The organism is Ferrimonas sediminicola, assembly GCF_005116715.1.
GTDB lineage: Bacteria > Pseudomonadota > Gammaproteobacteria > Enterobacterales > Shewanellaceae > Ferrimonas > Ferrimonas sediminicola.
Window position 1 is genome coordinate 15,301 of the sequence record NZ_SWCI01000009.1, and the last position, 21,755, is coordinate 37,055.

16 protein-coding genes are annotated in these 21,755 nt (G+C 60.7%); 7 read left to right on the forward strand and 9 right to left on the reverse strand.

The genetic code is table 11. The features are described 5' to 3' along the window. Positions 1-245: 245 nt before the first annotated feature. Together FCL40_RS13460 and FCL40_RS13465 are read right to left on the reverse strand one after the other, a co-directional pair. The gene (locus FCL40_RS13460; RefSeq protein ID WP_136853825.1) at positions 246-773 is read right to left on the reverse strand and encodes a response regulator transcription factor; all 528 of its coding nucleotides are present in this window, start codon (positions 771-773) and stop codon (positions 246-248) included. Then, a complete protein-coding gene (locus tag FCL40_RS13465) occupies positions 751-1,986 on the reverse strand; it encodes an ATP-binding protein (protein ID WP_169307126.1) in 1,236 nt (411 codons plus the stop codon). The genes FCL40_RS13460 and FCL40_RS13465 overlap by 23 nt, the downstream gene beginning before the upstream one ends. A gap of 218 nt (positions 1,987-2,204) precedes the next feature. On the opposite strand from FCL40_RS13465, the gene FCL40_RS13470 reads away from it, so the two are divergent. The 3 genes from FCL40_RS13470 (at position 2,205) to FCL40_RS13480 (ending at position 4,074) form a co-directional block, all read left to right on the forward strand. After that, positions 2,205-2,681 (forward strand): DM13 domain-containing protein, encoded by a 477-nt coding sequence (locus FCL40_RS13470; protein ID WP_229360335.1) that lies wholly within the window; start codon positions 2,205-2,207, stop codon positions 2,679-2,681. A 210-nt stretch (positions 2,682-2,891) separates the two neighbouring features. Then, positions 2,892-3,119 (forward strand): hypothetical protein, encoded by a 228-nt coding sequence (locus FCL40_RS13475; protein WP_136853828.1) that lies wholly within the window; start codon positions 2,892-2,894, stop codon positions 3,117-3,119. A 151-nt stretch (positions 3,120-3,270) separates the two neighbouring features. Next, on the forward strand, positions 3,271-4,074 hold the full coding sequence (locus FCL40_RS13480) for a DUF2189 domain-containing protein (protein ID WP_136853829.1): 804 nt from the start codon (positions 3,271-3,273) through the stop codon (positions 4,072-4,074). A gap of 102 nt (positions 4,075-4,176) precedes the next feature. Here the strand turns inward: FCL40_RS13480 and lon are convergent, their stop codons facing one another. Next, on the reverse strand, positions 4,177-6,564 hold the full coding sequence (gene lon, locus FCL40_RS13485) for an endopeptidase La (RefSeq protein ID WP_136853830.1): 2,388 nt from the start codon (positions 6,562-6,564) through the stop codon (positions 4,177-4,179). A gap of 525 nt (positions 6,565-7,089) precedes the next feature. Between lon and fdhF the strand changes: the two genes are divergently transcribed. Beyond that, on the forward strand, positions 7,090-11,235 hold the full coding sequence (gene fdhF / locus FCL40_RS13490; RefSeq protein WP_136853831.1) for a formate dehydrogenase subunit alpha: 4,146 nt from the start codon (positions 7,090-7,092) through the stop codon (positions 11,233-11,235). An 86-nt stretch (positions 11,236-11,321) separates the two neighbouring features. Then, positions 11,322-12,191, forward strand: coding sequence for a L,D-transpeptidase family protein (locus tag FCL40_RS13495; protein ID WP_136853832.1), 870 nt, complete (start codon positions 11,322-11,324; stop codon positions 12,189-12,191). Between the two features lie 17 nt (positions 12,192-12,208). Here the strand turns inward: FCL40_RS13495 and FCL40_RS13500 are convergent, their stop codons facing one another. Next, the gene (locus FCL40_RS13500; RefSeq protein ID WP_136853833.1) at positions 12,209-12,475 is read right to left on the reverse strand and encodes an Lpp/OprI family alanine-zipper lipoprotein; all 267 of its coding nucleotides are present in this window, start codon (positions 12,473-12,475) and stop codon (positions 12,209-12,211) included. Between the two features lie 203 nt (positions 12,476-12,678). Between FCL40_RS13500 and FCL40_RS13505 the strand changes: the two genes are divergently transcribed. After that, a complete protein-coding gene (locus FCL40_RS13505) occupies positions 12,679-13,158 on the forward strand; it encodes a SixA phosphatase family protein (protein ID WP_136853834.1) in 480 nt (159 codons plus the stop codon). Here the strand turns inward: FCL40_RS13505 and FCL40_RS13510 are convergent. The 4 genes from FCL40_RS13510 to FCL40_RS13525 all read right to left on the reverse strand — a co-directional run bounded on the left by FCL40_RS13510 (position 13,155) and on the right by FCL40_RS13525 (position 15,451). Further along, entirely contained in the window at positions 13,155-13,493 is a 339-nt protein-coding gene (locus FCL40_RS13510) for a hypothetical protein (protein WP_136853835.1), read from the reverse strand. The two genes, FCL40_RS13505 and FCL40_RS13510, sit on opposite strands and share 4 nt — an antisense overlap. 107 nt (positions 13,494-13,600) lie before the next feature. Beyond that, positions 13,601-14,023 (reverse strand): nickel-responsive transcriptional regulator NikR, encoded by a 423-nt coding sequence (gene nikR / locus FCL40_RS13515; protein ID WP_136853836.1) that lies wholly within the window; start codon positions 14,021-14,023, stop codon positions 13,601-13,603. A gap of 121 nt (positions 14,024-14,144) precedes the next feature. After that, positions 14,145-14,582, reverse strand: coding sequence for a hypothetical protein (locus FCL40_RS13520; RefSeq protein ID WP_136853837.1), 438 nt, complete (start codon positions 14,580-14,582; stop codon positions 14,145-14,147). Between the two features lie 392 nt (positions 14,583-14,974). Continuing rightward, positions 14,975-15,451, reverse strand: coding sequence for a hypothetical protein (locus tag FCL40_RS13525; RefSeq protein ID WP_136853838.1), 477 nt, complete (start codon positions 15,449-15,451; stop codon positions 14,975-14,977). A 675-nt stretch (positions 15,452-16,126) separates the two neighbouring features. On the opposite strand from FCL40_RS13525, the gene FCL40_RS13530 reads away from it, so the two are divergent. After that, the gene (locus FCL40_RS13530; RefSeq protein WP_136853839.1) at positions 16,127-18,553 is read left to right on the forward strand and encodes a TonB-dependent receptor; all 2,427 of its coding nucleotides are present in this window, start codon (positions 16,127-16,129) and stop codon (positions 18,551-18,553) included. 144 nt (positions 18,554-18,697) lie between these two features. On the opposite strand, the gene FCL40_RS13535 is transcribed toward FCL40_RS13530, so the two are convergent. Then, entirely contained in the window at positions 18,698-21,748 is a 3,051-nt protein-coding gene (locus tag FCL40_RS13535; RefSeq protein ID WP_136853840.1) for a molybdopterin-dependent oxidoreductase, read from the reverse strand. Positions 21,749-21,755: the final 7 nt, after the last annotated feature.

Genomic DNA, 21,755 nt, shown 5'->3' on the forward strand with positions numbered 1-21,755 from the left:
AAAAGTTAAAATAGGGGCCTGTGATGGTGAAGTCAAACCGCAACAATGGGAACATTGTAATTAACTGTTTTTGATTAAAATTGTTCGACCTCAGCCCTCTGCTGACGGCGGGTGCGGCAGATTGTCGCAGTTGGCGACTCTGGGCTTGAAGCCAGCGGCACAGGAGCAGAAAATGGTATCGGGTGATGGTACGTCAGGTAAGCGTCACCTTCCTGCACAAGGATATTCTCTGTGTTAGCCGGCCATCAGCGATGTGCCGGCTTTTTTTGCAACTTTCGCTGCAGCGTGCGCCGGTGCATCCCCAGGGCGCGGGCGGTGGCGGAGACGTTGCCGTCATGGGCGTTGAGCGCCTGCTGAATGTGCTCCCACTCCAGCCGGTCCGGAGACATCACCCTCTCCTCCTCCAGATCCTCCTCGAGCGGCCCCTCTTCGGTCAGCGCCTTCAACAGGGTGTGGGTGTCCGCCGGTTTGGCCAGGTAGTGGTCGGCGCCGAGTTTGATCGCCTCCACCGCGGTCGCGATGCTGGCGAAGCCGGTGAGCAGCACGATTCTCGCGTCAGGCAGGCTTTGACGCAGGGGCTTGAGCAGCTCCAATCCGTTTTCCGATGCGAGCTTCATGTCCAGCAGCAGGTGGGTTGGATGCCACTGCCTGGCGCACAGCAGGGCGTCGGTGCTGGTCTGTGCGGTGCGGGTTTCAAATCCCTGTTTGGCCATTCGCCTGGAGAGTATGGCGGCGAAGGCGGCCTCGTCCTCAACGATCAGCAGGCGTTTCATTCTGTTGCTCCAGGTTCAGGGTCACGCGGGCCAGGGCGCCGCCTTCGGGGTGGTTAGACAGGGTCAGGTGACCGCCGAGCCGTTCAAAGGTGGCATTGGAGAGCATCAGCGCCATCCCCAGACCCGACTCGCTCTTCTGCAGGCCGTCGCCAAGGTGGGCCAGGTTGTGGTCACCGATGCCCGGACCGAAGTCTCTCAGCATCAGGGTGAAGCGGCCCTGCTCGACCGAACAGTCCAGATTTAGCCGTTTGGCACCGCGGCTTTCATTGGCCTGCACCGCATTTTGCACCAGGTTAAGCAGGGCGGGCAGCAGCATCGCATCGCACTGGATGGTGCCCGGCAGTTCGGTCCTCCGGTATTCCAGGCTTTGTTCCGGAAAATGGAGTAGCACCGCGTCGGCCAGCTTCGACAGCAGTTGATTGATGGTTATCTGTTCGGAACGTCCCTCCCGGATCGCCTGGGCCAGGGTTCGGAAGTAATCCAGGTGGCGTGCCGTTTGCGCCAGAGGCTGGGCCAGCTCCTCGACTACAGGCTCCTTGGGATAGGCTTCTCTAAGCTCATCGAACAGCAGTTGCATGTGCCCCAGTGGGGTGGCCAGCTGGTGGGTCACCTGGGCGGAGGCGCTGCCCAGTGCCAACAGCTGCTCCTGGCGCAGCTGCTCCTCTCTCTGGTTCGCCATCATCCGCTCGCGGTCGGCAATCATTCGTGCCATGGCCCCCACCACCAGGGCGATCACCAGGGCGGAGATAAAGAAGTTGGCCCCCATGAAGATGAAGTGCTGCTTCATGTCCATCATGTGCATGGCGTGTTCGGGCATGGTAAGCAGTAGGTAGCTGTAGGCCGCCATGGCAAGCAGGGTGACCATGCCCAGCATTTGGATGCTCAGGCTGACACCGGCAAAGACGATGGGCAGCAGCAGCAGGGACACAAAGGCGTTGGTGGCACCACCGGTGCTGTTGAGGATAAGGGTGAGGAACAACAGGTCAGCGAGGACCTGGCCCAGCATGGCGATGGTGCTGATCACCATGTTATGGCGGTAGCGGATTAAGCTGAAGATGTGGAAGACGATCATCAGCGTAATGATGGGGATCAGGGCCGGGTAGCCGATATCGGGATCGACAAAGAACTCTGCCGCCGGCAACAGTATCGCCAGGGCGGCGAGGGCGAAGGTACGGAACACCAGTAGGCGCTGTATGGCGGAGGCGCGCCTCATGTCCCACCAATGAAACTGGGGGTGATGCATAAGCTCTTGGGATCGTGTGTAAATTTCGGTTATGCGACACGCTACCACGGGCCTGGTGTTACACCAAAGTCAAACCGTGCGACGGATTGGGTGAACCGGGTTTCTGCCTCTTCGGTGAAATCCCGACGGTGGTCGACAGGTCTGTGTCTGCACGGGGACGGTCTGAGTGCGCGGAGGCGGGAGTGACGATGAGGACGGCTCTCTTGACCCTGAGCCATCTGCTAACACTGGCTGCAGGGGTGATGCTGGGGCTCTACCTGCTGCCCATACTGGCTCAGCCGGCCCCGGTGCCGGAATGGGCGTTGCAGCGGCTTCGTAACCAGGCCGTGTTCCGCGGCGAGTTTCGCCGAGGCCTGGAGGGCAGCGATCTGTTGCACTGGGGCGAAGGCACGCTGTACCTGTCCCCGAAGGGAATCACCCTGGAGGGCGAGCTGGCCCCCGGGCCTACCTACCGCCTCTATCTGTCACCGCAGTTTGTCGACACCGAGGCGGGATTCCTGGACCATCGACATAAAATGGTGGATGTCGGCAGGGTGGCGCGGTTTCGCAACTTCATGTTAACCCTGCCTGAGGGGATCCGCCTGGAGGAGTACACCACCGCCATCATCTGGTGTGAGTCCTTCGGGCAGTTCATCAGCGCCGCCCGCTACCGGAAGGGGGCATAGACCTCAGTGGATGGAGTTCATAACAACAGGATGGGCTGTGATCGGTCTCACGGGCAGGGGTTGCTGCTTTTTTACGGCGCGCAGGCGCAATCAACTGTGGCTTCTGGTACAATCTGGGCAGGCTGAATAATAGAAACTTTTCTTTATAATCAGGATGTTGAATCGTTGTAAAAGCGGTGGGGCATCCATGTTTTTGTTAGGGAAAATAGGATGAGTCTGGTCTCGTGTCTCAGTGCCAACAATCTGATGGGGTTTGCCCTGGTGATGCTGGTATTGACCTATCTGCTGGCCAGAAAAAAAGTCACCTCTCCGCTGGCTTGTTCGGTACTTGGATTCTTCAGTGCCTTTATCCCGCCCCTGGCCATTATTTTCCTGGTGTTCCTGACCCTGAAAACCGAGCTGCCCGAATACCAGTCCGATCGTCCTGAAACGCGCTGACAGCCTGCACCAAACCGAATAACTCACTCCGAAGCGACTATGCTGACTGTAGGGGTACCCGACGCACGGCCCTGCTCCCGTCGTGGAGCACAACCGAAGTCGGTGTGCTTGTTGCTAGTCGAAACGGTCTTAGGACCGACAAGGAGTGGTTATGCCTCAGACAGCACCCGTCCCCAAGGGGGGACAGAAATCCGCATCCCGGACACCGGCCTTTGCCCGGGTGATTCCTCATAACTCTCTGAACTACAGTGATCCCTTCCACTGGATGCACCTTGCTATACGCGACTTTATCGCGGCGCCCATGGTGAGCCTGTTCTATGGCTTCTGTTTCACAGTCGCCTCCGTGGCCATCTGGGCCGCAGTGTTTATTCAGGGCACTCACCTGGTGATTCTGCCCTCATTGGTGGTGTTCATGTTGGCGGGTCCTTTCCTGGCCACCGGGCTGTATGACGTCAGTTGGCAACTGGAGAGGGGAAAACGGCCCAACCTGTTCCACTCCATCCGCGCCATTCGCCGCAATGGCGTTTCCGAGTGGGGATTCGCCGTGTTGCTGGCGGTGATGATGATCTTCTGGATGCGGGTGGCGGCGATGATACATGCCCTCTATCCCATCAACCAGGATGCTCACATCGAACAGTTCCTGCCCTTCCTTAGCCTGGGCACCCTGTTCGGCCTGCTGTTTACCGTCAGCGTATTCTCGTTCTCCGCCTTTTCCATCCCGGTGATGATGGAGCGCAGGGTAGACATCATGACCGCCATCAGCACCAGCGTCAGTGCCGTCTACCATAATGCCGGGGTGATGGTGGTGTGGGCGTTGATCATCTCCGCCTGTGTGGTGGTGGGGTTTGCCACCGCCGGAGTGGGCATGTTGGTGATCATGCCGATGCTGGGGTACGCCACCTGGCACGGTTATATCCGCACCATCAAGACCAAGCGGCCGCGCCGTTTCGAGTAAGGCCAAAGGCCGCGACAATTCCGGGCCTGGCATGCTGAATCCAGGAGAGCCCGTGAACTGAAAAAGGGAGCCGTCGGCTCCCTTTTTCGATCTCCTTGAGAGTTAAGCGAACGCCAGTTTGGCCACTTGGTCGAAGTGGCTGACAAAGTGGACGCTGAGCCCGTCGCGGACATGCTCGGGCAGCTCCTGATAGTCGCCGTGGCACTCCTGCGGCAGGATCACTTCGGTGATTCCCTGGCGCTTGGCGGCGATCAGCTTCTCCCGAATGCCGCCCACCGCCAGCACATAGCCATTGAGGGTGATCTCGCCGGTCATCGCCAGCTTGGCTTTGGGGGCCTTGCCCAGTGCCAGGGAGAGCAGGGCGGTGGAGATGGTGATCCCGGCGCTGGGGCCATCCTTGGGGGTGGCGCCTTCAGGCACATGCAGGTGGACGAAGCGCTTGTCGAAGTAGTTCTCCTCGCCTCCGTACTTGGCCAGATGGCTGCTGACGAAACTGAAGGCGATCTCCGCCGACTCTTTCATCACATCGCCCAGCTGGCCGGTCAGCTTCAGGCCACGGCTCTGCTGATGGATGCTGTTGGCTTCCACCGGCAGGGTGGCCCCCCCCATGGAGGTCCAGGCCAGGCCGGTGACGATGCCGACTCCTGACAGGGCCTGCTCCTCGCGGAACTTGGCGGGCCCCAGCAGTGTGGGGATCGACTTCAGCCCCAGGGAGATGCTCTGTTCGGGATTGCCGAGCAGTTCGACCACCGACTTTCTCACCAGCTTGGCCAGGGCCTTATCCAGGCTGCGTACACCGGCCTCCCGACAGTAATCGGTGATCACCTTCTTCAGGGCAGGTTCGGTGATCTTCAGTTGGCCTCGCTTGATGCCGGCCCGCTCTAACTGGCGCGGCCACAGGTGGTGTTTGGCGATCGCCAGCTTCTCCTCGGCCAGGTAGCCGGAGAGGTGGATGACATCCATCCGGTCCAGCAGAGGCGCGGGGATGGAATCCAGGGTGTTGGCGGTGCAGATAAACAGCACCTTGGACAGGTCCATGCGCAGATCCAGGTAGTGATCCAGGAAGTTGACGTTCTGCTCCGGGTCCAGGGTTTCCAGCAGGGCGGAGGCGGGATCGCCCTGGTAGCTGGCGCCCATCTTGTCGATCTCATCCAGCATGATCACCGGGTTCATCACCTCCGCTTCCTTCAGCGCCTGCACCAGTTTGCCTGGCATGGCGCCGATGTAGGTGCGGCGGTGGCCCTTGATCTCCGCTTCATCTCGCATGCCGCCGACGCTGAACCGGTAGAAGGGGCGACTCAGGCATTCGGCAATGGAGCGGCCGATGGAGGTTTTGCCCACTCCGGGCGGGCCCACCAGCAGGATGATGGAGCCGCTGATCTCCCCTTTGAATGCCCCAAGGGCCAGGAATTCGAGGATCCTGTCCTTGACGTCGTCCAGGCCATCATGGTGCTTATTCAGCACTTTGCGCGCCTGTGCCAGATCCAGCTTGTCGGTGCCGGTGATCCCCCAGGGCATCTGGGTGATCCAGTCCAGGTAGTTGCGGGTGACGCCATACTCGGGGGAGCCGGACTCCAACACCGAGAATTTCTGCATCTCCTCCTTGACCTTCTTTTCCACCGCTTCGGGCAGGGTCTTGCCCTTGAGGCGTGCTCGGAACTCCTCCAGATCGGCGGTCTTGTCATCCTTGGCTACGCCCAGCTCGCGCTGGATCACCTTGAGTTGCTCACGCAGGAAAAATTCCCGCTCATGCTTGCTGATCTTGCGGTTGACCTCTTCGGCGATCTCCTTGTGGAGGCGGGAAGCGTCCAGTTCCTTTTTCAGCAGGGCCAGGGTTTTCTGCATGCGGGGCAGCAGTTCGACGCTGTCTAATACCTCCTGAAGCAGCGGGGCGGGGGCGGTGGTGATGGCGGCGCCAAAGTCGGTCAGCGGGGAGGGTTCGTTGGGCCCGAAGCGGTTGAGATAGTCCTTGAGCTCCTCGGACAGCAGTGGGTTGATCGGCAGCATCTCCTTGATGGCGCTGATCAATGCCATGGCATAGGCCTTGATCTCCTTGGATTCTCCCACGGGTTCACCCGGATAGCTGACGTTGGCCAGGTAGGGATGCTCGGTGCGCACCCAGCTGTCGATCTGGACCCGCTCTATCCCCTCGGCGATAAACTGGATATCGCCCTCGTCGCTCTCCTTGACCTGGTGAACCCGCACCATGCAACCCGTTTCCGGTAGGGTGTCGGGATTAAACTCCTGGTCTCGGTCGAAATCTTCGCTGTAGAACAGGGCCAGCATCTGATGGCTGCTCTGACTGACCTGCTTCAGGGTGTCGCTCCAATCCCCCTGCTTAATCAGTACCGGCATCACCTGGGCCGGGAAGAAGGGGCGGTTCTGAATGGGCATGATCAGCAGCTGCTGCGGCCGCTGCTCATCGGGAACGATCAACTCCGTGGTGGTGTTTTCCTCTTCATGAACCAGATCAATCTCTTCGTGCTGCATAAGCCCTTTCCAGCCTGAAATACTCTATCCACTGAAGATGGGGACGGAATCGCAAAAAGCAACCAGAGCGGGGCAAAAACTCCCACCGGTGCGCGCTTATGATCTCCTTGCCGTTGGCATTGCCGAGACGGGCCCTTCGGGGAATCCCCGGCTCGGCGCGAAGAGGGAGGAAGCGGGCCTGGCCATCGGCCCAGAGACCGACGGCTCTTGCCTTGTCCTGTTCGCTGTGTTGGTTGGGGTACTCGGTCAAATTGGCGTGATCTCCCTATAATCTATAGGGGTTTGGTGAAAATCTTTGTTCTCTCACTCCCGCCGTTTCCTGAATCCAAGTCATCACGGCCAGATTGGTCTTACCTCTTGCAGTCTTTATGACTGAGATCACGGATGCACTCAGGGTTTCTTCAAACCAGGCTGGGGGGTTGATAGCCTGATCGATCAGGAATGGAGTTCAGCTGACCCTTTCCTGACAATTACCTCTGTAGTAGTAGGCCGGTGCGGCTGACACCGGCCAGAGAAGAGCAAAAAATGATAAAGATCTCCATTAACAATCAAGAAGTTGAACTTGAGGAGTCCGCCAATCTGCTGGAGGCCTGCCGGGCCGCCGGCTTTGAGGTGCCCTCTCTGTGCGGTGGCCATAACGGCGAAGGCCAGCAGGCGTGCGGCCTCTGTGCCGTAGAGGTGGACGGTGAGGTGACCCTGAGCTGCCGCTACTCGGTCACCAAGGAGATCCGGGTACAGACCCAGAGCGAGGTACTGACCGAAACCCGCCGGGCGGCCCTGAAACGCATTTTGTCCGACCACACCGCCGACTGTGAAGCGCCCTGCAAGGTGGCCTGTCCTGCGGATGTGGATATCCAGGGATACCTGTATGACATCGCCCAGGGGGATCACACCAAGGCGGTCAATACCATCAAGGACACCCTGCCGATGCCGCTCTCCATCGGCCGGGTCTGCCCCGCATTCTGCGAAAGCGCCTGTCGCCGCACCCTGGTGGATGAGCCGCTGGCGATCCGCCAGCTTAAACGTCACGCCGCCGATCTGGATCTCAACGACCAGCAGTACCTGGCGCCCATCGCCCCCAAAAAGGGCAAGAGGGTGGCGATCATCGGTGGCGGTCCCGCCGGCCTGTCCGCCGGCTATTTCCTCAGCCACAACGGCTATGAGGCGGTGGTGTTTGAGGCGATGCCCAAGGCGGGCGGCTGGCTGCGCTACGGCATTCCGGAGTACCGCCTTCCCAAGGCCACCCTCGATCAGGAGATCGAGCTGATGTGCCGGGCCGGCATGGAGATCAGGCTGAACCAATCCCTGGGCCGCGACTTCACCCTGGACCAGCTGAGCCAGGAATATGATGCCGTTTGTCTGGCCATAGGGGCCCAGAAGGCGGTGGCCATGGACTACACCGGTTCCGACCTGAAGGGGTGCATGTTGGGGGTTGACTACCTGAAGGAGTTCGCCCTGGGCAAGGATGTGCCCGTCGGCAAGCGTGTGGCGGTGATCGGTGGCGGTAACACCGCCATCGACTGTGCCCGCACCGCCCTGCGCCAGGGGGCCAAGGTCAGCATCCTCTATCGCCGTACCAAGGCAGACATGCCCGCCGAAGATTACGAGATTCACGAGGCCGAGGTCGAAGGGGTCGACTTCGAGTTCCTTTCCCTGCCGGTAGAGAACCAGGCCGATGAGCATGGCCGGGTCTGCAAGGTGAAGGTGGAAACCCTGAAGCTGGGCGAGCCGGACGCCTCAGGTCGTCGCCGCCCCGAGTCCACCGGCGAGTTCCGCTGGATGGAGTTTGATACCGTGATTGCCGCGGTGTCCCAGAAGCCCGATGCCGAACTGCTGGCTTCTGAAGCCAGTCAGCTTAAGGGGGAGTCCCTGCCGCTGACCCGCTGGACCACCGCCGACGCCGATCCGGCCACCATGCACACCGGCATGGCCAACCTGTTTGCCATCGGTGATTTCCGCCTGGGGCCGGCCACCGCCGTCGAGGCGATTGGCGATGGTAAGAGGGCCGCCGTTGCCATTGATGCCTTCCTGCAGCAGGGGCTGGTGGTGCCGCCCAAGGCCCAGTTCAACGCCCGCAAGGCCAAGAGTCTGAAGGAGGTGGAAGCCCGCTTCCTGGATCACTGGCCCAAGCAGGGACGTCTGCTGATGCCGGAGATTCCGCCCCAGGAGCGCCGGGACAGCTTCGACGAGGTGGAGCTGGGCTTCGACGTGGACAAGGCGATCGCCGAAGCCGCCCGTTGCCTGGAGTGCGGCTGTCAGGTTAACACCCAGTGCGGCCTGCGAGACTATGCCACCGAGTATCGCATCAGCGACGAGGATCTGGATTACTCCAAGGCGCAGCAGAAACGCATCGATTCCAGTGCTCCCTTTATCAACTTTGATCCTAATCGCTGCATCAGTTGCGGCCAGTGCGTGGTGGCCTGTAACGAGCGCGGCGTCCACGGGGTGCTCGGCTTCGACAATCGGGCCCCGCACCAGCGCGTCTGTTTCAACGACGGTGAGCTGATGGCCAACTCCAACTGCAGCCAGTGTGGTGCCTGTATCCAGGCCTGCCCGGTCGGCGCCCTGACTGACGCCCGCGACCGCAGCCAGGGTCGCACCCTCGAGCTCAAGACGGTGGACACCATCTGCACCTATTGCGGCGTCGGTTGTGGCGTGCGCCTGCATGTGGATGAACAGCAGAACAGGATCGTCAAGGTCACCGGCGTCGAGGGTTCGCCGGTGAACGAGGGGATGCTCTGTGTGAAGGGCCGCTTCGGCTTCGATTTCATCGGGTCCGCCGAGCGCCTGACCCAACCGCTGATCCGTCAGGATGGTGAGCTGGTGCCCACCAGTTGGAACAACGCCATCGCCTTTATCGCCGCCAAGATCGAGACCATCATCAAGGCCAAGGGCGGCGACGCCATGGCCGGTTTCGCCTCCGCCAAGGCGACCAACGAGGATAACTTCCTGTTCCAGAAGCTGTTCCGCAGCGTGATCGGCACCAACAACATCGACCACTGCGCCCGCCTGTGTCACTCGACCACCGTCAGTGGTCTGCGTGCGGCGGTGGGCAGCGGCGCCATGACCAACGACATCCCCTCCATCAAGAAGTCGGACCTGATCTTCGTTATCGGCTCCGATACCACGGCGGCGCACCCGGTGATCGCCTCCCACATCAAGCAGGCGGTTCGCCACTACGGCGCCCGCCTGATGGTGGCGGATCCCAAACGCATCGGCCTGGCGGATCATGCTCAGTTGTATGCCTGCCACCGTCCCGGCACCGACGTGATGCTGCTCAACGGCATCGCCCGGGAGATCCTGGTCAACGGCTGGCAGGATGACGCCTACGTGGCCCGCCGTACCGAGGGGTTCGAGGCGTTTAAAGCCGAGGTGATGAAGCCCGACTACCAGCCGGAGCAGGTGGCGGCGGTCACCGGCGTGCCGGCAGACCAGCTGAGGGAGATGGCCCGACTCATCGGCACCGCCGACAAGACGGCGGTGTACTACGCCATGGGCATCACTCAGCACACCACCGGCCACGACAATGTCCGGGCCATTGCCAACCTGCAGCTGCTGTGCGGCAACATCGGCGTGGAGGGGGCCGGCATCAACCCGCTGCGGGGCCAGTCCAACGTGCAGGGCGCCTGTGACATGGGGGCGCTGCCCAACTACCTGCCCGGGTATCAGAATCCGGAAGACCCGCTGGTGCGGGAGAAGTTCGAGGCGTTGTGGCACACCGACCTGTCCGGCAACAGCGGCCTGACGGTCACCGAGGTGATGGATGCCATCCTGGATGACCGGGTTGACGGCCTCTACGTGATGGGGGAGAACCCGGTGCTCTCCGACCCGGATCAGCACCATGTGATCAAGGCGCTGAAGGCCCTGGACCTGCTGGTGGTTCAGGACATCTTCATGACCGAAACCGCCAGGATGGCCGATGTGGTGCTGCCCGCCTTCGCCTTTGCGGAGAAGAGCGGTCACTTCACCAACACCGAGCGCCGGGTTCAGCGGCTCAACCCGGCGGTGACCGCGCCGGGCGAGGCCCGCAGCGACTGGCAGATCCTGCAGTTGCTGGCCCAGGCCCTGGGGGCCAATTGGCGCTACAAAGATGAGCGGGCCATCTGCAACGAGATCAACCTGGCAGTGCCTCAGTACGCCGGCATCCGCTGGGACCGTGTTGGCACCAGCGGCATTCAGTGGCCCTGTGTCGACGACAAGTGCGACGGCATGCCGGTGATGCATGTGGACACCTTTGCCATCGGTGAGCGTGCCTTCATGGAACCGATTCCGTTCAGGTACGCCGCCGAGCTGCCTGACGAGGAGTACCCTCTGGTGCTGACTACCGGCCGTTTGCTGGAGCAGTTCCATACCGGCACCATGACCCGCAAGACCCAGGGGCTGAATGATCTGGCCGGTCCCACGGCGATGATCTCGGTGGCCGATGCGGAGCGCCTTGGCATAGGTAACGGCGACCCTATCCGGCTGACCACCCGTCGGGGTGAGATCGAGCTTAATGCCTTTGTCACCAAGCGGATTCAGCCGGGCGTGGTGTTTACCGCCTTCCACTTCGAGGAGGCGCCCGCCAACCGGTTGACCAATCCGGCGTTGGATCCCCATGCCAAGATCCCTGAGTTCAAAGTGTGTGCCGTGCGCCTGGAGAAGCGTGAGTCGGCGGAAGTGGTCGCCTAACGCGCCAGCTTGTTGTATAAAAGCCCGCAGAGCGCGGGCTTTTTTGTCGAGGAGACGGAGTGAAGGGCTGGATACAGGGTTTGGTTATGTCACTGTCGCTGGGTGCGGCTCAGGTATCGGCTGTCAGCTATCCGTTGCCTCCGGAAGGGGTCCGGCTGGTTGGAACGCCGCAGGGCCATACGGTGGCGCCTGGAGAGCATCTGGCCCCTATTGCTGAGAAGTATGGGGTGGGCCTCATCGCCCTGATGGAGCTTAACCCCGGCGTGGACCCCTTCCTGCCGGCTCCGGGCACCAAGCTGAAGCTGCCCACCTACATGTTGCTGCCCGATGCGCCCCGCCAAGGGGTGGTCATCAACCTGGCGGAGCTCAGGCTCTATCACTTCGATGACCAACAGGTGCATGTCTACCCCATCGGCATTGGCCGCATCGGTAACGACACGCCGCTGGGCGTCACCAGGGTGACCCAGAAAACCCCCAACCCCACCTGGACCCCGACGGCCTCCACCCGGGCAGAGTACCTGGCCCAGGGGATCGAGCTGCCCCAGGTGGTGGCCGCCGGCCCGAACAACCCCTTGGGACAGTTTGCCCTGAGGCTGGGCTTCGACCAGGGCCAGTACCTGATTCATGGCACCAACAAGGATTTCGGTGTTGGCCTGCGGGTCAGTGCCGGCTGCATTCGCCTGTGGCCCGACGACATCGAGGAGTTGTTCGCCCTGGTGAAGCGGGGAGAGCAGGTCAGGGTGATCAATCAGCCGATCAAGGTGGCGACAGGAGCCCAGGGGGAGGTGATGCTGGAGGTGCATTCGCCGCTGACCTCAAAAGACGGTCAGAAGCAGTCCCTGACGTTTTCGCTGGAACAGCTGAGGATGATGGAGCAGAACCACGTCAACCAGGAGTGGGTGACCGAGGCACTGGCGGAGCAGAGTGGGGTGCCGAAAGTGGTGGGCTGGCCCTAGCCAGCCCACGCCCGGCCTTACTTACGGTAGGACTCGGCGATGTTGTCAATGCGCTGGTTGGCACGCATCGCTTCGGCAGCGGCATCGTCGGCTGCACGTTGAGCGTTGGCGGCGGCGCGTTTGGCGGCAGTGATCTCTTTATCCTGGCGAGCCTGGTCGCTGGTCAGATTCTCCACCTTGTTGGACAGTGCGCTGATCTGGGCTTCCAGCTCGGCGTTATTGGCACAACCCGCCAGCATCAGTGCGGAAGCGGCGGTGGCCGCCAGTAACAATTTGGACTTCATATCCTCTCCTTTCCTTCATCAACACGGCACCGAATAGTATGTGCCGTCAACAGTGTGGCACAAAAATTCGCATTTGCATTTGGTTAAAATAAAAAAATTTCCTGAAATGGCAATAGCTTTTAAGAAAATACAGTGAAAATCGCTCCATAGGCCCAAAATTTGTCTGAGAGGCTTTAGATATTTCCACAGACAATGGAGGCAAGATGGAACTGATACTGCTACGTCATGCCAAGTCCAGTTGGGCGTCGCCCGTGGACGGTGATTGGCAGCGCGAGCTCAGCCCCCGGGGCAGGAGGGCTCTTCCTAAGCTGGTGGCCCAACTGGGCCATTGGCTGCAAGAGCTGGATCTGATCGTCAGCAGTGATGCCTGCCGGGCCAGGCTGACCGCAGAGGCGGTGTCTCAGGCCTATCCGTCGGCACAGCTGTTGGTGCTGCCGGAGCTCTACGGTGCCAGTGCTGAGGAGCTTTACGCCCAGTTGGAACGATTTTTGGGCCGGGGAGGGACTCAGGTCTGGGTGGGACACAACCCGGCGATGGAGCAGTTGCTGGGGCGCTGGTTGACCACGGAACTGAACAAGTTCCCTACGGCGGCCATGGCCAGGCTCAAGCTGGATGCCGAGGGGAGGCTGCAGGGGCCCATCGCACTTTGGACCCCGAAGTGGGGCGAATCGAAGCTGACCTAAGCGGCTCGCTTCTGCTTCTTGATGGCGCAGGCGCACAGACCACCCTGTAGGGCCGGGCAACGCTTGCAGGGGGACTTTTTAAAGGGCCGGCGGGCAAAGGCCATGGGATCCTGGTTCATGGGGCGCAGGCTGATCACCCTGGCCTGGGCAGGTGGCAGTTCCAGTGCCTGGGCTACCAGCTGATCGGTCATCGATTTCAGCCGCTTCTTGTCCAGTGCGACCGGTTCCAGCTGGTGCTTCCTGGCGGCCTTGCCGGCCTCCTTCAGGGAGCGTTTGAGTGACCTCTTCAGCGCTTTGGCCTGACGTTTGAGTTGCTTTTTGGCGTGCTTGTCCATCTGTAACTCCTCGAGGGTGCGCTACAGATTTTAAATGATAACAATTCGCAGTCAACCGAAGGGACGGAGTTTGTGACCTCTGCGGTGCCCTCGGCCGCCGGTCGCGCTCAGATGGTTTCGTCCGCCACCAGAGGGACCAGGTGCAGGCAGCCATTGAGTACGCCGCTTTCACTGAGCTGGACGTTGGCGAACTCCTGGAGATTCTGGGCGTTGCCCTCCAGGGCAATGGACTCCATGCGGAAATGCTCGTCCAGGCAGACCAGCATGGTGGAGCGGACAATATGACTGTATTGGTGGAGGTTTTCCATCAGCCGGGTGGCCAGGGTCCGTTTTCGGGTATCAAACACATAGCTCAGGGTGGCGATGCAGGGGGTATAGGGGTCGGCCTCCAGCAGTTTGTCTTTGCGCTTCTCCCGAATCATGTCCCGGAACAGCTCACTGCGATTTCGGTAACCGCCATCCTCTGCCAGCTGATCCAGTTCGCCCAGCAGATCGCTGTCCAATGATACGGTGATGCGTTCGGTGCCCATAGTTTTCTCCCCGGCTTAGCAGGAACATACTAATTTCAAATTGTTCATATTATCTTGATTTCGATCAGTTAAGACCAGAAGGAGTGGACGAGTTCTCGAAATTTGTTCCTCAGCAGCGGGGTCAGTGGCCGCCGGCGGTCAACTCCAGCTGCTTAGGGGCATCCGGGTCCACCCGGAACAGCTGCTCGAGCTCGCCATTGGGCTTTCGATAGCGGAAATGATCGGCGTCAATGGTCAATACGGTGTCACAGCGGGCGGGAATGTAGGCTTCGCCAACCCAGGTGCCGCTTCCCAGCTTATAGGTGTCGATGCGGGTTTCGCTGATGCAGGCCTGGTTGCCCTGCTGGCTCCAGGTGGCGTCACCCTCGAAGCCCATGCCCATCTCGGTGTATTGGCCCTGGGTCAGCAGGGTGCCGTCAGCCTGGTAGGTCAGGTATTGGAAGCAGCTGACGCCGTAGTCATTGGATTGGCACCAGGTGCCCACAGGGGTGACGGGTTGGGGTTGGGCCATCACCGGCAGGCTGGTGATCAGAAATGCGGTGGTAAGAATCCGTTTCATAGTATATCTCCTACGGCTCTTCTGTGGAGCTGTACGTCAGGACAAACAAATCAGGGTTGGGTGATGGATAGGCAAAATTTGCTCAGCGTTGCCGCTGCGGGGTGAGAAGCATCCTATGGGGATGCTGGAAATGGGCAGGGGATATTTGGGTTGTTGTTCTGTCATCGCATCTTTCCTTGATTCATCGGCCTCAGCCGGATTGGCTACCGGACCATAAAGCGAACACTCCTGTGGTCAAATCCATTTTTCCCAGGATCTCTATGACTCCTAAGAGCCAGTTTCGCCGGTCAGCATATTACTTTTTTGTGACTGCCCCTTCAAATCAATCTCAGAACCCGGTTCGGAAAAATCCGGCCAGGGGAGCGATGGTCGTGGGCGCCATCAGTGAGAGATCAGGCCATGAATGAGCGTTCGCCACCCTGGCCTGATTGCAGCCTGTCGACCAGGTCGAGAATCTGCCGGTGGATTCTGGGCGCTTCGGTGAGCCCGAACAGGGTACCGCTGACCACCACGCTGCGGCCGCTGTGGGTGTGCACCCGATAGCTGAAGCACAGCGTGTCCAGCCAGGTCCGGTGGCGGGAGCGCGACAGGTCGATCTCCTCCAGCGCCAGGGCAATGCGTCCCCGCTCTGGACTGTCTCCCAGTTCGCCCATCATGCCGGAGAGGGTGTGAGGATCTACTTCGACGGCATGATTGCCCTTGTCTCGGACCTGGAAGAACACGCTGATGACGCCGGCGACGAACAGGCCTCCCGCCATCTGTCCGGTGAGGCTGATGGACAGGATGGTAGTGAGCAGGAAAACACTGGTGACCACCAGCCCGTGTCCCCGCAGGAAGCCGTCTCTGGAGGGAGAGAAGCGCTCAATCATGAGCGGTCCCCGGGAGAAAAGAAGGGTTTGGCCTGTCCATAAGCGCCTCGTTGCTGCTTTCGCTGGATGGTTTCATCCTATGCCTGCCGCCATCGGCAGACAATGATCTGTGCCAGCCAGATCGCCGTTGTGTGATCTCGAAATTCCAGTCGATCACTTGAAGACCCCAGTGTCGACCATTCAGGCCAAAGTGGGATGTTGGTCAATGGGCGAGGGTTGTTGCTGATGTAAAGCGGCGGCGCTGAATGTGACCAGGGTGTGAGTCCGGTGGTTGCCTGAACGGTTGTCAGTGGTTATGACGGCCTGTGCCGGTGAACGCGCAGTTTCCTTAGAGAGAACCCGTTAACAGAGAAGGGAATGCTGAGAAAGATGGTGCCCATGTGGCCTGAGTATTGTGACCTGGTAGGGTAGAAACCCCTGGTGAATGTCAGCAAATCTTAAGTGGCATGTCAGATTCGATTAAAAAGCTCGTGGGTGCAACAGCCATTGCTGGCCATCCGTAACATCCAGGCAAAGAGGCACTCGCCAAAGCAACAGAAATAGGTGAAAAAATACCGGATTTTTCACTGCCACTGCGGGAAGTGGTTTAACTTAAGCCGCTCAGCAGAGTACCGCATTGAAATGCGAATGAAATTGATTATCATTGCCTCTTGTTTTTTGCAGAGGTTTACAAAGATGCAGTTTCGTTACTCCCTGTTGGCCATGGCTTGCACGGCAACCCTGATGCCCCAGGTGGCGCAATCCGCTGACGAGAACGTGGAGTCACACCCTGAGACCATTACCGTCTATGGTCGTCAAAATCAGGTGGTGATGAACTCCGGTCTGGCCACCAAGTCCGACATGTCCCTGATGGAAACCCCGGCGGCGGTGGTGGTGATCGACAGGGAACTGATCCAGACCCAGGGAGCCGACAAGCTGCAGGATCTGGTGCGCAACATCAGCGGCCTGACTCAGGCGGGCAATAACTACGGCATCGGTGACAACCTGGTGATCCGTGGCCTGGGTGCCAACTATACCTATGATGGCATGTACGGCGGTGCCGGTCTGGGCAACACCTTCAACCCCACCCGCTCCATGACCAACGTGGAATCCATCGAGGTACTCAAGGGGCCAGCCACCGGCCTCTATGGTATGGGCAGCGCCGGTGGGGTGATCAACCTGATTGAGAAAAAGCCTCAGTTCGAGTCCAGCCACGAGTTTACCGGCGAAATTGGCCAGTGGGACACCTACTCCCTGGCCCTGGACAGCACCGCCGCCCTCAGTGACAACACCGCCTATCGTCTGGTGGCCAAGAGCGCTCGCAGTGATGGCTATCGTGGTGTGGGCACCGATCGCGATGAAGTGTATGCCTCTTTGAAAGGCTTGCTGAGCGACGATCAGGACCTGCTGTTCTCCGTGGCCTACATCAAGGATGCCATCGCCGTGGACTCCATCGGCCACCCGATCCGCATCTACAGCGCCGAGTCCACCGGCGGCACACTGGCGGACGAGGTGACCTGGGAGGATCTCATCAACGACCCTAACGGCGTTGGCCTGCAACTGACCGACCAGCAGCGTCAGCAACTGGCCGATTCCCTGGCCTCAGGAGACGGCCTGGAACCTGTCGATCTGGGGGACTCCAATCTGATCTCCCCTATGGCCAGGGACAACGAAGGGGAGGAGCTCAGGTTCAAGCTGACCCACAACATCCACTTCACTCCGGAGCTGTTCCTCAACCAGCAACTGCAGTATCGCAACTACGACAGTGGCTTTGCCCGTCAGACCGGCGCCTACAACTACGTCTACTGGAATCGCCGCGGCACCATCAACGCCGATCCTCGAGCGCCCCTGGTGGAGGACGGGGTACTCTACCCCTATGCGGCCCGACGTCAGGAGTACCGCAAGGTGGAGGCGGATGAGTCCTCCTGGCAGTACTTCGCCGACCTGCGTTATGACTTCAGCCTGAGCGACATCGACAACGAGCTGCTGGTCAACGCCAACTACGAAGACCGGGATATTCGCTTCAAGCAGTACTCCATCTATGACGCCGACAAGGTGATCAAGAACTCCGATGGGGAGGTGATCTACCAGGGCCAACTGCCCTACATCTATGATTTGCGCAATCCCAATTGGGGCGATGGCAGCTTCGAAGACTACGACCCCCTGATGACGGCCAACTACAACAAGACCGTCAGCGCCTGGGGCGTGGGCATTCAGCATGTGGCCTACCTGGACTGGGGCCTGACCACCCGCATCGGCTTGGCCTTCAACGAGATTGAGCAGAGCTATGAGCATTTCGGTGTGGACCCACGCTACAGTGCCAGCCGGGCCCAGCTCACTCCGGAAGAGGACACCAAGGACAGCGGCGTGACCTACAACCTGGGTGCGACCTATATGCCGACCGACAACCTGTCGTTGTTCATCAACCACTCCAAGGGGCGCACCGCCTATAGCATCCTGGGCAGCATTGCCGGTGATGACACCGACCGCAAGGACTCCGAGTCCATCAGCAATGACTTCGGCATCCGCTTTAAAGGCTTCGACGATCAGCTTCTGGCGTCCCTGGTGGTGTTCGAAAGCTCCCGTACCAACCTGCGTTTCACTAACCCTCTGTACGAAGAGGGGGTGACCGGTCCCGAGGTACCCAAGTACCTGTATGACGGTGAGGAGCAGACCAAGGGGGTGGAGCTGGACATGAACGCTCACCTGAATGAGCAGTGGAAGCTGAACATCAACGCCATGTACCAGGATGCCCGGGACAAGAAGGACCCCAACCGCAGCGACTACGACCTACCCCAGAAGGGGGTGCCAAAGGTAACCGCCAGTGCCTGGGTGACCTACGATGCCCAGTGGTTCAACCTGAACCAGCCCCTGAGTCTGAGCCTGGGCGCCGCCTACGTGGATGAGCGTAGCACCCACTCCAGCGCATTCGGTATCCCTGACGGTCATGTGCCGGCCTACACCAAGGTGGATGCGGCCATCGCCTATGATGCCGGTGACTGGAAGCTGCAGGCGAACCTGGACAACCTGTTCGACGAGACCTATTACGAGAAGGCGATGTTCCTCGGCGGTATGCCTGGTGAGGAGCGAAACGTCAGCCTCAGCCTGACCTATCGACTGTAATGTCAATTGCTGAGGTCGTTAGAAAGGGGGGCCGATTGGTTCCCCTTCGCTTTATAGGCTTAAAAAAGAGCCCCGCCTATTGGCGGGGCTGCAGGTCAGTAGACTTTCCTAGAAGGCCTTGGTCCTAGCAAAGACGAATCCGCCTTACGCCTTTTCCACTCGTACCGGGATGCCTTGACGGCAGTTGGTGCCGGCGTAGTAGTCATTGAGCATGGCCACTTTGCCGGGACGGGTCGGATCGGCGGGGATCATCTGATTGACCGCGGTACCGCCGCCACGGCGGGCGATGCCTTCGATCAGTTTGCCATCGATCTCACGGGTGTCTGCACCGTAGCCCTGCTTGTGGCCGAAGCAGTGGGACACACACACCGAGCCTTTGGCTACGCCGGAGTCCGCCTGCAGCACGCCCTCGGCGGGCGTACCGTTGCCAGACACCACCCGAACCTTGTCACCATCGGTCAGCCCCATCTCGGCGGCGGTGTCGATGTGCATGTACACAAAGTTCTGCGGAGTCAGCTCGGCGCAGCGATCGAACGCGGCGGAGTAGTTGGAGCGCAGGGTCGGCTTGTAGTTGGAGAACAGCAGAGGGAACTGCTCCTCAGGCCAGTGCTGCTCCCAGGTGTCACCGTTCCAGAAGCGTTTGGGCTCGTAGGAGGGTACGCCAGGGTAACGCTCACCCGAGTGGCAATGGCGCAGCTGGGCCATGTCGGCGTTGTAGATCTGCAGGAACTTGCCGCCGCCGCCATTGATGAAGTCGCCGTCGTATTTCTCGGCTTCCTCATAGTAGCCACCGCGGGAGAGCAGGGCTTCCACCTTGGCCGCTTCCTCGTCGGTCAGGCGGGGACGCAGAGGCGCCATGGAGTACTCCAGGGCCGCCCACTCGCGGTCCTCATCGCTGACCGCAGGCAGCTTGCTGCACTGCGCGGCGATGTTGGCCAGGTAGCGGGAGTGCCAGTCTTCGAAGGTCAGCAGGTCCACTTTACGGCCGTCGGCGGCGGGGATGGCACCCTTACCGAAGCCGGGCAGATCCATCGCCATGGCCAGGTCGATCATGAACTGCTCCATGCAGATATGCTGGCCCTTGGCGTTCTTGGGGGTACGCGGGGTCACCAGAGGTGCACCGGCCACCACGCCCAGCTTAAACGCCCCCCACATACGGTCGGCGGCGTACTCTTCGTACATCACCCGGTCGGGGATGAAATAGTCGGCGTAGCGGTTGGTTTCGTTCATGTAGCAGTCGATGGCGACAAACAGCGGCAGACTGTCGGTGTCCACCAGCGCCTTCTCCACATCGTTGCTGATGGAGGCGGCGCTGTACAGGGCATTGCTGCGCCAGTTGAACAGGGCCTTGGCGGTGTAGGGGTTGGCGTTGGTGTGGGCGGTCAGCGCCTCGGCGGCGTTGAAGGAGGCGTAGCCGGCCACCAGGTTGTGCCACATGTCGCTGGCGGGGTAAGGGTTCTCACCCTTGGCCAGCTTCTGCTTGTACTCGGTGGAGTCCTCATAGGCACCGGAGCGGCAGATGTTGATGTCGCCGCTCACATCCAGCTCACCGTCAAAGCCGCCCAGGTTGTAGTTGCCTTCGAAGCCCCAGTAGGCGCCATTGGGGTAGACGGTTCCGCCCTTGGCATCGTGGGAGCCGATCAGGGTGTTCATGGTGGAGACCAGCCAGCCAACCATGATGGCGTCGCCACTGTTGGCACCGGAGTTGGTCACCACGGTGGCCTTGCGGCCATGGTGAGTCAGGTCTTTGGCGGCTTGCTTGATCTGGGACTGCTGGATGCCGCAATCGGCGGACAGTTCGGCCAGAGGCGCCCGGTTGGCCTGGGCTTTCAGCAGGGCCAGGGAGGAGGTCAACTGGACCTGGTTGCCGTTGGCGTCGGTAAACAGACCATCGACCAACAGCTCGGCTTTCTTCGCCTGGTTGGCGGAGACGAGTTTGCCGTTCTCCACCACCACGGCTTCGTCGCCGCCGACACCGAAGTCGGCGGCCTTGGCAAACAGGGTGTGGTCTTTGTGGTTGGCGTCGGTGACCACCAGGTGGCTGGCGTTGCTGTGGTTCACTTCACCGGCAGCCTTGGCGGCATCGGCGTTGGGGAGCGCCAGGAAGTCGGCGTCAAACCAGTTCTCGGCGAAGATCACCTGCATCATCGCCATCATAAAGGCGGCGTCGCGACCGGGGCGGATCGGCAGCCACTGGGCGCGGGTGTCGTTGGCCACCTCGGTGCGCAGCAGGGGATCGACGCTGGTGTATTTGAGGCTACGTTCCACTCGGGCATCGGCCAGGCTGCGACCCAGCAGGTTGAGGCTGGCGCCTGAGGAGCCGGGGGCGGTCCCCAGGAACATGGCGTACTCGACGTTGTCCCAGTCGATGTCGCCCAGGCCGGGTTCCAGGCCGGGGGCCAGGCCGAGGCCGTAGCCGATGCCGGTGGGGGCGCCACAGTAGGCGTGCTTGGTCACCAGGTTGACGGTTCCGTAGGCTTGGCGCATGAAGCGGGCGTAGAGGCTGCCACGCAGGGTGTCCTCTTCGCCGAAGGTGGCCAGCAGGCGGTTGGCGGCGGAGCCAAACTCGGGGTACCCGGGCACGGCCGGCTTGTCCAACTGGCGGATCGCCTTGAGGCCGTCCACCTGGCCTTCTCCGAACAGGTCGCCCCCCTCGAGGATCTCGGTCAGGGCCTGCTCATAGCTGATGCTCTTCCACTTGCCTTCGCCACGCTTGCCCACACGCTTGAGTACCTGGGTGACACGGCGGGGATCGTCCACACAGCCCACGCCACTGGCGCCCTTGCCACAGGTGGTGGCGCGGTTTTCCAGTCCGGCGTTGCCCGCCAGGGCGGCGTAACTGTCGCGGACCGGCATGCTCAGGGGCAGGGGAGAGCCGGAGTTCATCTCGCAGTAGGGGTTGCCGGCGACCTTGAGCACCTTGTCGTTGGCTTCGTCGATGCGCACCCGCAGGCCACACATGTTGTTGCAGGTGAAGCAGCGGGTGTACATGGTGCGGATGCCCGGGGTCTTGTGCAGCTTGCCGTCGCTCCCCAACTGCGCCTCGGTGGGCAGCGGGTTACCAAAGCGGGCGTTGCTCTTGGCCACGGTCAGGGGGGCGGGCTCGCCATCCTTGGGGGTGGAGCTGCAGGCAGTGCCTGTGGCCGCGGCGGCGGTGACGATGCCGGCGCGAGTGATAAAGCTTCTTCTGTCCATCGTCATC